Genomic DNA, 12,247 nt, shown 5'->3' with positions numbered 1-12,247 from the left:
ATGGTCGTCACCTTCGAGTTGGGCGTCGAGGACCTCGCGGACACCCGCTTCGCCCTCTCGCCGCTGAACGAGGCCGTGCTCAGTCTGCGCGTGCTGCGCGATCCGGGCCTGTCGGCCGTGCACCTGCCGTGGCGGCGGTCCGCGCTCCGGGCGATCGGCGAACTCGGCGCCGCGGAGGGCCGGTTGCTGCTCTCCCTGGTCGCCGGGCGGGGGACCGTGCCGGACTTCCTCGCACCGCGTCCGCCGGCCTTCGCGCCCGCCTTCGAGGAGGAGTTGGCCGCCGTCCGCCGCACCGCCCCCGAGACGGTCCGCCGCGACCTGGCGGACACCCACCTGCCGGACCCGCCGCCGGAACCGCTGCGCACCGCCCTCGCCGGCGGCGACGCCGAGGTGCGCAGGCTGCGCGACGGGATCTGCGAACTCCTCCAGCACTACTGGGAGATCGCCCTGCGGCCGGAGTGGCCGGGGATGCGGCTCCTGCTGGAGGCCGACATGACGTACCGGGCGCGCCGGCTCGCCGTCGGCGGCGCCAGGCTGCTCTTCGCCGACATGCACCCGTTCCTGCGCTGGCACCGCGGGGTCCTGCACATCACCGACATGCTCAGCCACCACCACGTCGTCGCCTCCGGGCGCGGCCTGCTGCTGCTCCCGTCCGTGTTCGCCCACAAGCCGGCGCCGCCGCTCGGCGCGGACGGCGCGCCCGCGCTCGCCTACCCCTGCCGGGGCGTGGCGACCCTCTGGTCCGGGCCGCCCGCCGTCGACGCCCCCGCGCTCGCGCTCGCCGTGCTGGCGCCGCTGGTCGGGGCCGCCAAGGCCCGGCTGCTCACCATGCTCGACGAGCCGCTGGCCACCGTCGAACTCGCCCGCCGGCTGCGGGTGACCCCCAGCGCCGTCTCCCAGCACCTGCGGGTGCTGCACGCCGCCGCCCTGGTCGCCCGGGCCCGTGTCGGCCGCCAGGTGCTCTACCGGCGGACCGCGCTCGGCGATCGGCTGGTGGGTGGCGTGGGCGGGTAGTCGGGGCTGGTCGGGGCTGGTCAGGGCAGCACCAACCAGCGGCGGCCGTCGAGGAGTTCGCGGGCGGCGTCCAGGTGGCCGGCGTGGCAGGCGGTCTCGGTGATCACGTGCAGCAGGACGTCGCGCAGGGTGTGCAGGTGCGGTTCGCCGAACAGGTCCTGCGGCCACCAGGCGAGGGCACGGTCGGCCGGGGTGGCGGCGATGACGGCGTCGGCGAGGTCGGCCTCCCGGCGGTACCGGTCGAGGACGTCGGCGGCGGGCACGCCGGTGTCCACGCGCCAGGCGTCGTCCTCGTCCGCGAGGCCCTGGACGACCGCCGCCTCCCCGGCGACCACCGCGCGGAACCAGAACCGTTCGACGTCCAGCGCGAGGTGCTGGACCAGCCCGAGGCAGTGCCAGCCGGACGGCAGCACCGGCCGCCGCAGCGCCTCGTCGTCCAGGCCGTCGAGGATGCCGAGGACGTGGCGCCGCTGGGCGTGCAGGGCGCGGAGCAGCGCGGTGGTGCCGTCGGTGCCCCCGGTGCCGTCGGTCATGACGCGGCCGGGGCGGCGAGGGTGGCCGGGTCGGTGTTGGCGCCGCACAGGACGACGCAGACCCGCTCGCCGTCGGCGGGGCGGTAGCCGAGGCCGCCGTCCTCCTCCTCGCTCCCGGTGAGCAGGGCGGCGAGGGCGGTCGCGGCGCCGTGTTCGACGGCGATCCGGCGGTCCTCCCAGAGCGACTGCCGGGCCCGGACGATCGCCTGGTCCGGGACGAGGACGGAGCGGACGTCGTGGTCGCGCGCCACGTCCACGGCCAGGGCGGTGGCGCGGCGGGCCCCGAGGGAGTCGCCGGCCACCGAGTCCACCGTGACGTCCACCGGCCGGCCCGCCGCGAGCGCGGCGTGCAGCGCGCGGGAGCCCTCCGGCTCGACCGCCACCACCCGGACGCCGTGCTCGCGGGCGGCCGCGGCCACCCCCGCGAACAGCCCGCCGCCGCCGACCGCGACCAGCACCGTGTCCAGGCCGGGGAGTTGCTCGTGGACCTCCTCCAGCAGGGTGCCCGCGCCCGCCGCGATCAGCGGGTGGTCGTAGGCGTGGCTCGCCAGCGCGCCGGTGGCCGCGGCGTACTCCTCGCAGGCGGCGAGCGCCTCGGCGTACTCCGTGCCGACCAGTCGGACGTCCGCCCCGTACGAGCGCAGCCGGGCGACCTTCACGCCCGGTGCGTTGGCGGGCAGGAACACGGTGGCCCGCACGCCCTGCTGCCGCGCCGCCCACGCGCACGCCAGCCCGGCGTTGCCCCCGGAGGCGATGGTGACCCCGGCGTCCGGCAGGGATCCGGCCTCCCGGTGGGCCTGGAGGAAGTTCTGCGCCCCGCGCGCCTTGAAGGAGCCGGTGTGCTGCAGGTACTCCAGGGCCAGCCACAGCCCGCCGCCGTCGGTCCCGCCGCCCCCGTCGCTCCCGTTGTGGCCAGGCGCGAGCGCCACCGGCCGCACGCGGCCCGCGATCCGCTCCGAGGCCGCCTTGATGTCGTCGTAGCCGAGATGCTGCTGTCCCATGGTGCGCCGCCTCCACATTCGGGTCCCGCCGTCCTTGTACGGCGAACCGTGCGTACCGTACGTACCGTACGAAACACCGGAGCGGCCCGCGGAACCGGGGACCGGCCCGGGAACATCACCGCAACCGTACGAGAACGAAGAACGGAGGTGGGCGAGATGATCGGTGTGCTGCTCATCGGCATCCTGGCCCTCGTGGTCGGGGGCTGCGCCTGTGTGGTGTGGGCCGACCGCGGCGGCCCCCGGTGGACCCGCGTGGTGGCGGCCACCACCGTCGGCGCCGGGCGCGTCCTGCGCCGCTACCAGAAGTCCCAGCGGCGTGAGGTGGGCAGCGGCGGCGACGACTGACCGGGGCGGGAGCCGTCGTCGTCCGGGCCGCCGTTCATGACCGGTGGAGCGTGGCCGGGGCGGGCCCGTGCGTCGCGCGCTCAGCGCACGCGGACGTCCCACTGCCAGGTGCCCGCCGGGCGGCGCGGGTGTCCCCGGAGCGGGGTGCGGCCGGTGCACCGGAGCAGGGTGTCCGTGTGGCCGTGGCCTCCAGCAGCGCTCGCCCGCGCGCAGTCCCTGCTGGAGGCCACCGACCTCCCCGTGGAACGGGTCGGCGAACGCGGCGGTCCGGGCAGTGCCACCGACCTGCGGCGGTCAGGCCCCCGGTGATCCGCGCCCTGGAGGCGACGGCAGCCGGAGCCTCAGAGCCGGCCCTCCACGCGCTGGAGGCGCATGCCGACCGTCCGCCAGAGCCAGCCCACCGAGAGCGGCAGCGTCACCAGCCCGAGGCCGACCGCGCCGCGCATCCGGTGGTCCGTGAGGCGGCCGCACCTCCCGGCGTCGTCCCCGTACCCGGTGGCCTCGAAGAACACCGGCGATCCGCAGTCCAGGTGGTGGCCGTTCGGATAGGTGTGCGAGAGCGGCAGGAAGGCCAGTCCGACCGCCCACAGCCACGCACCGAGCGCCAGCAGCCCCAGCGCGTTCACGCCCCAGCCCCACGAGCGCTGGGCCCGCCGCCACGCGCGCTCGTCCCGCTCCCGCAGGAGCGCCCCGATCTCCCCGGTCTCCATGACCTTCCCCCCGCTTCCGTGCGATCAACGGCCGGGGAGAGCATCCCAGATCGATCTTCCCGGCCGTCCACGGGGTCGGTCGGAAGCCGGGGTCGGAAGCCGGGGTCGGAAGCCGGGTCAGAAGTCGAAGAACGCGCCGGTGGTGCGCAGCAGGACGCACTGGTTGCCGTAGGTGTGCTGGAAGGAGAGCGGCCGGCCCCGGTACACGCCCTTGGCCGTCACGGTGTAGGGGTCGTACAGGTCGTTGCAGACACCCGGGTTGACGTCCAGTTGGTCGAGGTCGCCGTTGACGGAGTCGAGCAGCCGGCAGGCGGTGACCGGGTCGGGGTGGGTGGTGGTGGCGTCCGGCGGACAGTCGAGGGCGGCGACGTGCGGCGTGCCGGAGGTCGGGGTCGTGCCGTGCGCCACCGTCAGCCGCAGGACCGCCTCGGGGGCCTGGGCCGCGGGGACGGGCGTGATGGCGTTGGCGGTGTCCGCGAGACCGGTGGTGAACAGGGCGGTCGCGAGGAGGGCGAGGGCTCGGGTCGTCTTCACGCCCGGCGCAACGACCTGCCACCGGCCGGGTCACGGCCGACCGTCGCCTCGGAGTGGGAAGTCGGCGGATCCGACTTCCCACTCCGGGTCAGGCGGTGAAGTGGGCGGAGCGGGACTCGACGGCCCGGACGAAGGCGGTCCACTCGGCGTGGTCGAACGCGAGGTGGGGCCGGCCGGGGTCCTTGTCGTCGCCGAGCCAGACGTCGCCGTTGGGGAAGCGGGCGATGATCACACAATTACCGTTGCCGTCACCGGAGAAGGGGGACTTGGACCAGTCGGCGTCAGCGGGGTTGTGGTCGTAGGGATCGTGCTTCTGGCTCACGTCAGCTCTTCCAACTTGCGCTCAAGGGCCGTGATGGTGTCGGCGGGAGACAACGCGTGCCGCTTGACTCGGGCGAAGGCTCGCTCGGCTCGTCGCACGTCGCGTCCCGTCCTACGCGGGAGCATACCGCCGACGGCTTCGATGAAGACGAAGCCGTTTTCGGTATCGCCCGGGAACTGCATGAGGGTGACCCCCGAGGACAGAATGCCGGTCCGACCTGCGCTGAGCGGCACCATGCGCAGGGTCACGTTCGGCAGTTGGGCGACCCTGATGGCGTGCCCGATCTGCCGTGCCAGGACGGACTGATCGCCGGCGATCAGCAGCGCGACCTCGCCGAAGTACGCCTCCAGCGTCAGAGCCGGCTCGTCGGAGAGTCGTCGTTGCCGGAGGATCCGGACCTCGGCGCCCGCTTCGACGCTCTCCTCGTTGGGCGAGTCGAGGCCCGCCGCGATCATCTCCATCGCGTACTCGTCGGTCTGGACGAGGCCGGGGAACCCGGAGGGGAAGTAGTCCAGCATGGACGCGGCCTCGGCTTCGAGTGCCAGGTACTCCGCGAAGGCCGGCGTGATCGCCTCGGCGTAGTCCAGGTTCCGCCACCACTGCTTCGGCGGGCCGCTGCCGAGGAGGTTCTCGTAGTACTCCCGGTCCGCGCCGGTGACCCCGTAGTAGTCCAGGAGCGTCGCGAGGTCCCTGGGACCGACGGGCTGCTCCGCCCGCTCCATCTTGCTGAGGCGGGCGGCGCTCCAGCCGTCCAGACCGCGGGTGACCTCCAGGAGCTTCCTGTTCTGCTCCAGCCGCAGGGCTCGGAGTTCGTCGCCGAGTCTGATCTGCCGGATCGTGGAGAGGTCGGTGGTCAAGTGGGTCCCTCCCTTCGGATGTTGGGGCCCAGTCTTGCCGCACGCGCCGCCGCGACTCAAGCCGCTTCCAAGGTCCACCGACGTTCCGGGGCATTCATATAGGTATTCGATTCATGGGGCTTCGGCTCCACCTTCAGAGGTTCGGCGCCATCCTCCGCCGGGGCGGTCGCTTCGCTCTCCGTGACGGCGCCCCCGTTCCCCGGTCCGCTCATCCGACCGGTATGACGGGGGTGTGTCACGCTGGTGGGTGGGGCGTTGCCGGTGCACGACCGAGGTCGGGAGGCTCGCGATGGCCGAGATCAGGGTGAACGGGGTGTCGCTGTACTACGAGACCCGGGGCGCCGGGCCGGGGCTGGTGCTGGTGCACGGGTCGTGGACGGACGCCGACAGCTGGTCGCGCGTCCTGCCGGGGCTCGCCGAGGAGACCACCGCCGTCGCCTACGACCGGCGCGGGCACAGCCGCAGCGAGGACCTGCTCACCCAGGGTTCCGTGTACGAGGACGCCGCCGACCTGGCCGCCCTGATCGTCGGCCTGGGCCTCGCGCCGGCCTACGTCTGCGGCGACTCCTACGGCGGCCTGATCGCCCTGCGCCTCGCCGTCGGCCGCCCCGACCTGCTGCGCGGCGTGGCCGTCCACGAACCGCCCGCGACCGGCACCCTGCTCGCCGACCCGGAGCTGCGGCCGCTGGGCGTCGCCTTCGCCGAACGGATCTCCGCCGTCCGCGAACTGCTCGAACAGGCCGAATCGGCCGCCGGGGCCGAGCGCTACGTCGACACCGTCGCCTTCGGCCCGGGGGCGTGGGAACAACTGCCCGCGCCGGTCCGGCACACCTACATCCGCAACGCGCCGACCTACCTCGACGAACTGCGCGACCCCGACGCCCTCGACCTCGACCTCACCGCCCTCAACCGCTTCACCGAACGCGTCCTGCTCACCCAGAGCGACGACAGCGAACCGATGTACGGCGAGATCCTCGACCTGATCGACCTCTCCCTCCCCAAGCCCGACCGCCACGTCTACGCCCGGGCCGGTCACGCTCCGCACCTGTCCGAACCCGAGCAATGGGTCCGCACCACCCTCCCCCGCGCCCTGGGGTGAACCCCACCCCGGGGGGCGCGAACCCCCCGCCGCGCGCCTCTGCCGTATGGAACAAGGGGGATTGGACGATTGGGTCCGTGGGGCCGTACCGGGTCCGCGTTCGCGGAGGGCCCCGCGTTATGGCAGTCAAGCAGCGCACCCGTGCATGGGCGGAGGTGAACTGGCCGCCGGCGCCGTTGTTGCCGAAGCTGTGGGGGCGAGTAGGGGCAGGGCGCTTCGGCCGGTGATCAGGACGGTGCCGTCGGCGCCAGTGCGGCGGTGATGACGCGGTTGAGTGCGCGGTCGAAGACGGCGTCGGGGTCGCCGGACGGGGCGCCGGCGGTGGCGAAGGCGGCGGCCAGGTGGGGGTAGGCGCCGCCGGCGGCGGCGCGGCCGAGGTAACCGGCCAGTTCCGCCTGCCACTTGGCGCCGGACGCCGCCGTGCGCTCGTACTGCGCGTACTGGCAGACGAACCCGTTGAGCAGGGCGAGCGCCTCCAGGCGGGCGGCGCCGTCGAGGCCGCTGGGTTCGGTGACGGCGAGGAAGTGGTCGGTGTAGCGCAGGGCGTGCGGGCCGAGGCCGGGGCGGGCGATCACCAGGGCCGGGACCCAGGGGTGGCGGCGCAGCGCGGCGAGCTGCTCGTGGGCGAGGCGGCGCAGGTCGGTGCGGCAGTCGCCGGTCGGGGTGAGGGCGGAGTAGTCGTACTCGCCGGCGACGGCGTCGAGCATCAGGTCGAGCAGGTGTTCCTTCTTCGGCACGTAGTTGTAGAGCGACATGGTGCCCGCGCCGAGCGCCGCGGCGACCCGGCGCATGGAGACCGCGTCCAGACCCTCCGCGTCGGCGATGGTGATGGCGGCGGCGGCGATCGAGGTCCGGCTGTGGGCCGGACGGGGGCCGCGGCCGGTGCGCTCGGGGCGCAGCCAGATCAGCTCGGGGGCCTCGCCCGGAAGCGGGGCGGGCGCGGAGCTGCGGTGCGGGGGCTGGTCGGACGGCACTGGTTGATCACCTCGGTTCCCCATCTTAGAGACGTACGGCGTACGTAGTACGATGCGCTCGCACGTGCTTCTACGTACGCTGTACCTAGTGAGGCTGTATCTAGTGAGGGGAGTGGGCGGAGCCATGTCCGACACCGTCCGGAAGCAGAACCACGCCGTCGCCGCCATCGAGATGGCGGGCGTGGAGAAACGATTCGGCACCACCCGCGCCCTGCGCGGACTCGACCTGACCGTCCCCGTCGGCACGGTCTGCGGCCTGCTCGGCCCCAACGGCGCGGGCAAGACCACCGCCGTCCGCGTCCTCGCCACCCTCGTCGCCCCCGACCGCGGCACCGTCCGGGTGGCCGGCCACGACGTGGTCCGCGCGCCCGACGCCGTCCGCCGCAGCATCGGCCTGGCCGGCCAGCACGCCGCCGTCGACGAGGGCCTCACCGGCCGCGACAACCTGCACCTGCTCGGTCGGCTGCACCACCTCGGCGCCCGTGGCGCCCGGGCCCGCGCCGGGGAGCTCCTGGACCGCTTCGGGCTCGCCGAGGCCGCCGACCGCCTCGTCCGCACCTACTCCGGGGGCATGCGGCGCCGCCTCGACCTCGTCGCCAGCCTGGTCACCGCGCCGCCGGTGCTCTTCCTGGACGAGCCCACCACCGGCCTCGACCCGCGCAGCCGACAGCAGATCTGGGACGTGGTGCGGGAGTTGGCCGCCGCCGGCACCACCGTGCTGCTCACCACCCAGTACCTGGAGGAGGCCGACCGGCTCGCCGACTCGGTCGTGCTCGTCGACCACGGCGCCGCCATCGCCACCGGTCCGCCACAGCGGCTCAAGGCCTCGATCGGCACCCGGGTCTCGGTCACCCTCGCCGACGCCGCCCAGCTCGGCCGGGCCGCCGTGGTGCTGGCGGCGCTCGCCGGCAGCGGCGACGTGCTGGTGGACCAGCACGAGCGGACGGTGGAGGTGGTCTCCCGGCCCGGGGTGGAGGTGCTGCTGCCCAGGCTGGTACGGGAGTTGGACGCGGTGGGGGTGGTCGCCCGGGACGCCGCGCTGCGGCCGCCCTCGCTGGACGACGTCTTCCTCGCCTTCACCGGGCGCGCGGACGACGCGCCCGACGCACCCGACGCCACCGTGGAAAGGGCCGCCTGATGACCGCCTCCGCGCGCCTGCTCGCCGACACCTGGGCCTCGATGCTCCGGGTCCTCCTCGCCTACCGCCGCTCACCCGGACTGCTGGCCGCCTCGCTGGGCGTTCCCGTGGTGATGGTGGTGGTGTTCGGCTATGTGTTCGGCAGTGCCATCGCCGTCCCCGGGTCGGGGGCCGGGCCGGGGGACGGGGCCGGGAACGGGGCCGGGGGCGGCTACCGGGAGTTCCTGATGCCCGGCCTGTTCGCCATGGTCGCCGTCAACGGCGTCATGCCCACCATGGTCGGCGCCGCCCGCGACGTCGGGCGCGGCGTCACCGACCGGCTGCGCTCGATGCCGGTCTCCCGTACCGGCCTGCTGCTCGGCCAGACCCTCGCAGACCTGCTGGTCAGCCTGGTCGTCCTGGCCCTGCTGGCGGCGGTCGGCCTGGCCGTCGGCTGGCGGATCCGCGGCGGACCGGGCGACGCCGTGGCGGCGTTCGGCCTGCTGCTGCTGTTCCGGTTCACCATGACCTGGGTCGGCCTGCTGCTCGGCCTGGCCGTCGGCAAGGAGGAGGCGGCCGGACAACTGGCCGTCGCCGTCTTCCCGTTGGCGATGGTGACCAACGCCTTCGTGCCCACCGGCGGCATGCCCGGCTGGCTGGCCGCGCTCGCGGACTGGAACCCGATGAGCGCGGTCGTCCAGGCCGGACGCGAGCTGTTCGGCAATCCGTCCGCCCCGGCCGCCGCCTGGCCGATGCAGCACGCGGCCCCGGTCACCCTGCTCTGGTGCGCGCTCCTGCTGCTGCTCTGCGGCCCGCTCGCGGTACGGAAGTTCGCCACCCACGGCACCCGCGGGCGCTGACCCTCCGAGGTTGCGCGACCCGTGTCCCACGGGGCGGAATGTGCTGGACAGCACGGCCGGTGCGGCTCAGGGTGGCTCCATGGAGTTCACCCACCTCGGCCGCACCGGCCTCACCGTCTCCCGACTCTGCCTGGGCACCATGAACTTCGGCCCGCACACGGAGGAGTCCGACGCCCACCTGATCATGGACAGCGCCCACGAACAGGGCATCAACTTCTTCGACACCTCGAACAGTTACGGCCGCGACGCCGAGGGCAACCAGAAGGGGCGCACCGAGGAGATCATCGGCCGCTGGTTCGCCAAGGGCGACGGCCGCCGCGAGCGCACCGTGCTCGCCACCAAGGCCTACGCCCCGATGGGCGAGTGGCCGAACGAGGGCCGGCTCTCCGCCCTCGCCATCCGCCGCGCCGTCGAGGCCAGCCTGCGCCGCCTCGGCACCGACCACATCGACCTCTACCAGATGCACCACATCGACCGGGACACGCCCTGGGAGGAGATCTGGCAGGCGATGGAGGTCCTGGTCGCCCAGGGCAAGATCATCTACGTCGGCTCCAGCAACTTCGCCGGCTGGCACCTCGCCCAGGCCCAGGAGGCCGCCCGCAGCCGCCACTTCCTCGGCCTGGTCAGCGAGCAGTCCCTCTACAACCTGCTCGACCGCACCATCGAGCTGGAGGTCATCCCCGCCGTCGAGTACTACGGGCTCGGCCTGCTCCCGTGGTCCCCGCTGCGCAGCGGCGTGCTCAGCGGCGCCCTCCGCAAGGAGCGCGAGGGCGGCCTCGTCCGGGGTGCCATGACCCACGCCGGCGAGATCCTGGAGGCCAACCGGCCCCGCATCCAGGCCTACGAGGACCTCGCCGCCGAGGTCGGCGAGCACCCCGCGGACCTCGCCCTCGCCTGGCTGCTCTCCCGCCCCGCCGTCACCGCCCCCATCGTCGGCCCGCGCACGGCCGCCCACCTCGACGCCGCCGTGCACGCCCTCGACATCAAGCTCGACGACGAGGTCCTCGCCCGCCTCGACATCCTCTTCCCGGGCCGCAAGCCGGCCCCGGAGGACTACGCCTGGTAGGAGCCGTCCGCGGCTGTGAACCACCCGTGCCCGCCGACGAGCGGGCGCGGGAGGGCAGGCGGGCAGGCGAGCAGGCGGGCTGCGGCGTCGGAGGGCGGCCGGGCTGCGGGCGTCGGCGGCTGGCTGTGGCCGGCTGTGGGCGGAAACAGCAGTGGCAACGAGGATGTTCACTCGTTGCCACTCTCAACGTATAGCGCACGGGGGGCCTTGCGGCAAGGGGGAGGGGCAGGCGCAGAATCGTCGGCCTGGGCCGGGACGGGGCGGAACGGCAGGATTCGCGGAGTCCATGACGTTTCGCCCGTATCGGCGAATGTGCGGGAGCGACGGAACGGGGCCTTCGGTGCTGGATGTGGTCGTGGTCGGCGGCGGGCCGACCGGGTTGATGCTGGCGTGCGAGCTGCGGCTGCACGGGGTCGGCGTGGTCGTGCTGGAGCGGCTGGGGGAGCGGGGCGGGGAGTCGCGCGGGCGCGGGTTGCACGCGCGCAGCGTGGAGATCATGGACCAGCGCGGATTGCTGGAGCGGTTCCTCGCGGTGAGCGAGAAGTTCCAGGTGGGCGGGCTGTTCGGCGGCGTGATGACGACCTGGCCGGACAGCCTGGACACGGCCCACCCGTACGGGCTGGCCACCCCGCAGGCGGTCACCGAGCGGTTGCTGGAGGAGCGCGCCCTCGAACTCGGGGCCGTGATCAGGCGCGGTTGCGAGGTCACCGGCCTGGGCCAGGACGCGGACGGCGTGAGCGTCGAACTGGGGGACGGCACGCGGCTGCGCTCGCGTTACCTCGTCGGCTGCGACGGCGGGCGCAGCACGGTCCGCAAGGCGCTCGGCGTGGGCTTCCCCGGTGAGCCCGCCACGGTCGAGACGCTGATCGGTGACCTGGAGCTGGCCGCCGAGCCGGCGGAGGTGGCCGCCGTGGTGGAGCGGGTGCGCCGGACCGAGCTGCGGTTCGGCGTGGCCCCGGACGTGGACGGCCGGCCGGGGGTCGCGCGGGTGATCGTGCCGGCGGCCGGCGTCGCCGAGGACCGGGCGACGCCGCCGACGCTCGACGAGTTCAAGGAGCGGCTGCGCGCCGTCGCGGGCACCGACTTCGGCGCCCACACGCCGCACTGGCTCTCCCGGTTCGGCGATGCCACCCGGCAGGCCGAGCGCTACCGGGCCGGCCGGGTGCTGCTGGCGGGCGACGCGGCGCACATCCACCCGCCGACCGGCGGGCAGGGCCTCAACCTCGGTGTGCAGGACGCGTTCAACCTCGGCTGGAAGCTCGCCGCCGAGGTCGCGGGGTGGGCGCCGGAGGGGCTGCTGGACAGCTACCACACGGAGCGGCACCCGGTCGGCGCCCGCGTGCTGACGAACACGCGCGCGCAGATGACCCTGCTCGGCAGCGAGCCGGGGCCGACCGCGCTGCGGGAGCTGTTCGCCCGGCTGATGGAGGTCGAGGAGGTCAACCGCTATGTCACCGGCATGATCACCGCCGTCGACGTCCGCTACGACCTCGGCGACGGGGACCACGCACTCGTCGGCCGGCGGCTGCGGGACGTGCGGCTGTCGGGGGAGCGCCGACTCTACACGCTGATGCACGGCGGCCGCGGGCTGCTCCTCGACCGCACAGGCGGCCGGCTCTCGGTGGACGGCTGGGCCGACCGCGTCGACCACGTCGCCGACGCCGATGCGGAGCTGGACGCGCCCGCCGTCCTGCTGCGACCGGACGGGCACGTGGCCTGGGTCGGCGGCGACCAGGGGGAGTTGGCGGCCGCGTTGACCCGGTGGTGGGGAACTCCGGTGCGGGGCTCGGCGGCGGGGTGAGGAGCCGGCGGCGG

14 protein-coding genes are annotated in these 12,247 nt (G+C 74.2%); 7 read left to right on the top strand and 7 right to left on the bottom strand.

Going from position 1 to position 12,247, the window contains the following annotated elements:
* Complete coding sequence (locus tag ACFCLZ_RS08145; RefSeq protein ID WP_380284118.1) at window positions 1–1,014, top strand: ArsR family transcriptional regulator; 1,014 nt, start codon at window positions 1–3, stop codon at window positions 1,012–1,014.
* 20 nt (window positions 1,015–1,034) lie between these two features.
* On the opposite strand, the gene ACFCLZ_RS08140 is transcribed toward ACFCLZ_RS08145, so the two are convergent.
* Both ACFCLZ_RS08140 and ACFCLZ_RS08135 read right to left on the bottom strand, forming a co-directional pair.
* Window positions 1,035–1,547 carry a DinB family protein gene (locus ACFCLZ_RS08140; protein WP_380284117.1) on the bottom strand — a complete coding sequence of 171 codons (513 nt, stop codon included), beginning with the start codon at window positions 1,545–1,547 and terminating at the stop codon, window positions 1,035–1,037.
* Window positions 1,544–2,548: a threonine/serine dehydratase gene (locus tag ACFCLZ_RS08135; RefSeq protein WP_380284116.1), complete on the bottom strand. Its 1,005-nt coding sequence runs from the start codon at window positions 2,546–2,548 to the stop codon at window positions 1,544–1,546. The genes ACFCLZ_RS08140 and ACFCLZ_RS08135 overlap by 4 nt, the downstream gene beginning before the upstream one ends.
* Before the next feature lie 156 nt (window positions 2,549–2,704).
* Here ACFCLZ_RS08135 and ACFCLZ_RS08130 point away from each other — a divergent pair, with 156 nt between their 5' ends.
* Window positions 2,705–2,893 carry a hypothetical protein gene (locus ACFCLZ_RS08130; RefSeq protein ID WP_380284115.1) on the top strand — a complete coding sequence of 63 codons (189 nt, stop codon included), beginning with the start codon at window positions 2,705–2,707 and terminating at the stop codon, window positions 2,891–2,893.
* Window positions 2,894–3,234: 341 nt separating this feature from the next.
* Here ACFCLZ_RS08130 and ACFCLZ_RS08125 read toward each other — a convergent pair whose 3' ends face one another.
* From ACFCLZ_RS08125 to ACFCLZ_RS08110, 4 genes are all read right to left on the bottom strand, one after another.
* Window positions 3,235–3,603 (bottom strand): hypothetical protein, encoded by a 369-nt coding sequence (locus ACFCLZ_RS08125; RefSeq protein WP_380284114.1) that lies wholly within the window; start codon window positions 3,601–3,603, stop codon window positions 3,235–3,237.
* 117 nt (window positions 3,604–3,720) lie between these two features.
* Window positions 3,721–4,137 carry an SSI family serine proteinase inhibitor gene (locus ACFCLZ_RS08120; protein ID WP_380284113.1) on the bottom strand — a complete coding sequence of 139 codons (417 nt, stop codon included), beginning with the start codon at window positions 4,135–4,137 and terminating at the stop codon, window positions 3,721–3,723.
* Between the two features lie 88 nt (window positions 4,138–4,225).
* Window positions 4,226–4,459 (bottom strand): DUF397 domain-containing protein, encoded by a 234-nt coding sequence (locus ACFCLZ_RS08115; protein WP_380284112.1) that lies wholly within the window; start codon window positions 4,457–4,459, stop codon window positions 4,226–4,228.
* On the bottom strand, window positions 4,456–5,316 hold the full coding sequence (locus tag ACFCLZ_RS08110) for a helix-turn-helix domain-containing protein (RefSeq protein WP_380284111.1): 861 nt from the start codon (window positions 5,314–5,316) through the stop codon (window positions 4,456–4,458). The genes ACFCLZ_RS08115 and ACFCLZ_RS08110 overlap by 4 nt, the downstream gene beginning before the upstream one ends.
* A 289-nt stretch (window positions 5,317–5,605) precedes the next feature.
* Here ACFCLZ_RS08110 and ACFCLZ_RS08105 point away from each other — a divergent pair, with 289 nt between their 5' ends.
* Window positions 5,606–6,415: an alpha/beta fold hydrolase gene (locus tag ACFCLZ_RS08105; protein ID WP_380284109.1), complete on the top strand. Its 810-nt coding sequence runs from the start codon at window positions 5,606–5,608 to the stop codon at window positions 6,413–6,415.
* Between the two features lie 227 nt (window positions 6,416–6,642).
* Here ACFCLZ_RS08105 and ACFCLZ_RS08100 read toward each other — a convergent pair whose 3' ends face one another.
* Window positions 6,643–7,389, bottom strand: coding sequence for a TetR/AcrR family transcriptional regulator (locus ACFCLZ_RS08100; protein WP_380284108.1), 747 nt, complete (start codon window positions 7,387–7,389; stop codon window positions 6,643–6,645).
* Window positions 7,390–7,513: 124 nt separating this feature from the next.
* On the opposite strand from ACFCLZ_RS08100, the gene ACFCLZ_RS08095 reads away from it, so the two are divergent.
* From ACFCLZ_RS08095 to ACFCLZ_RS08080, 4 genes are all read left to right on the top strand, one after another.
* Complete coding sequence (locus tag ACFCLZ_RS08095; RefSeq protein ID WP_380284107.1) at window positions 7,514–8,527, top strand: ATP-binding cassette domain-containing protein; 1,014 nt, start codon at window positions 7,514–7,516, stop codon at window positions 8,525–8,527.
* A complete protein-coding gene (locus tag ACFCLZ_RS08090; protein WP_380284106.1) occupies window positions 8,527–9,366 on the top strand; it encodes an ABC transporter permease in 840 nt (279 codons plus the stop codon). The genes ACFCLZ_RS08095 and ACFCLZ_RS08090 overlap by 1 nt, the downstream gene beginning before the upstream one ends.
* 79 nt (window positions 9,367–9,445) lie before the next feature.
* A complete protein-coding gene (locus ACFCLZ_RS08085; RefSeq protein WP_380284105.1) occupies window positions 9,446–10,432 on the top strand; it encodes an aldo/keto reductase in 987 nt (328 codons plus the stop codon).
* A 340-nt stretch (window positions 10,433–10,772) separates the two neighbouring features.
* Window positions 10,773–12,233 (top strand): FAD-dependent monooxygenase, encoded by a 1,461-nt coding sequence (locus ACFCLZ_RS08080; protein WP_380284104.1) that lies wholly within the window; start codon window positions 10,773–10,775, stop codon window positions 12,231–12,233.
* The last annotated feature ends 14 nt before the right edge of the window (window positions 12,234–12,247 follow it).

It is taken from the genome of Kitasatospora purpeofusca (assembly GCF_042691725.1).
GTDB classification, from domain to species: domain Bacteria; phylum Actinomycetota; class Actinomycetes; order Streptomycetales; family Streptomycetaceae; genus Kitasatospora; species Kitasatospora purpeofusca_B.
This window is presented reverse-complemented; position numbering and strand designations above follow the sequence as displayed.

Bases quoted from the DNA above. Each gene is read 5' to 3' on its own strand.
- ACFCLZ_RS08145 (WP_380284118.1), top strand. From the start codon at position 1: ATGGTCGTCACCTTCGAGTTGGGCGTCGAGGACCTCGCGGACACCCGC.
- ACFCLZ_RS08140 (WP_380284117.1), bottom strand. From the start codon at position 1,547: ATGACCGACGGCACCGGGGGCACCGACGGCACCACCGCGCTGCTCCGC.
- ACFCLZ_RS08135 (WP_380284116.1), bottom strand. From the start codon at position 2,548: ATGGGACAGCAGCATCTCGGCTACGACGACATCAAGGCGGCCTCGGAG.
- ACFCLZ_RS08130 (WP_380284115.1), top strand. From the start codon at position 2,705: ATGATCGGTGTGCTGCTCATCGGCATCCTGGCCCTCGTGGTCGGGGGC.
- ACFCLZ_RS08125 (WP_380284114.1), bottom strand. From the start codon at position 3,603: ATGGAGACCGGGGAGATCGGGGCGCTCCTGCGGGAGCGGGACGAGCGC.
- ACFCLZ_RS08105 (WP_380284109.1), top strand. From the start codon at position 5,606: ATGGCCGAGATCAGGGTGAACGGGGTGTCGCTGTACTACGAGACCCGG.
- ACFCLZ_RS08095 (WP_380284107.1), top strand. From the start codon at position 7,514: ATGTCCGACACCGTCCGGAAGCAGAACCACGCCGTCGCCGCCATCGAG.
- ACFCLZ_RS08090 (WP_380284106.1), top strand. From the start codon at position 8,527: ATGACCGCCTCCGCGCGCCTGCTCGCCGACACCTGGGCCTCGATGCTC.
- ACFCLZ_RS08085 (WP_380284105.1), top strand. From the start codon at position 9,446: ATGGAGTTCACCCACCTCGGCCGCACCGGCCTCACCGTCTCCCGACTC.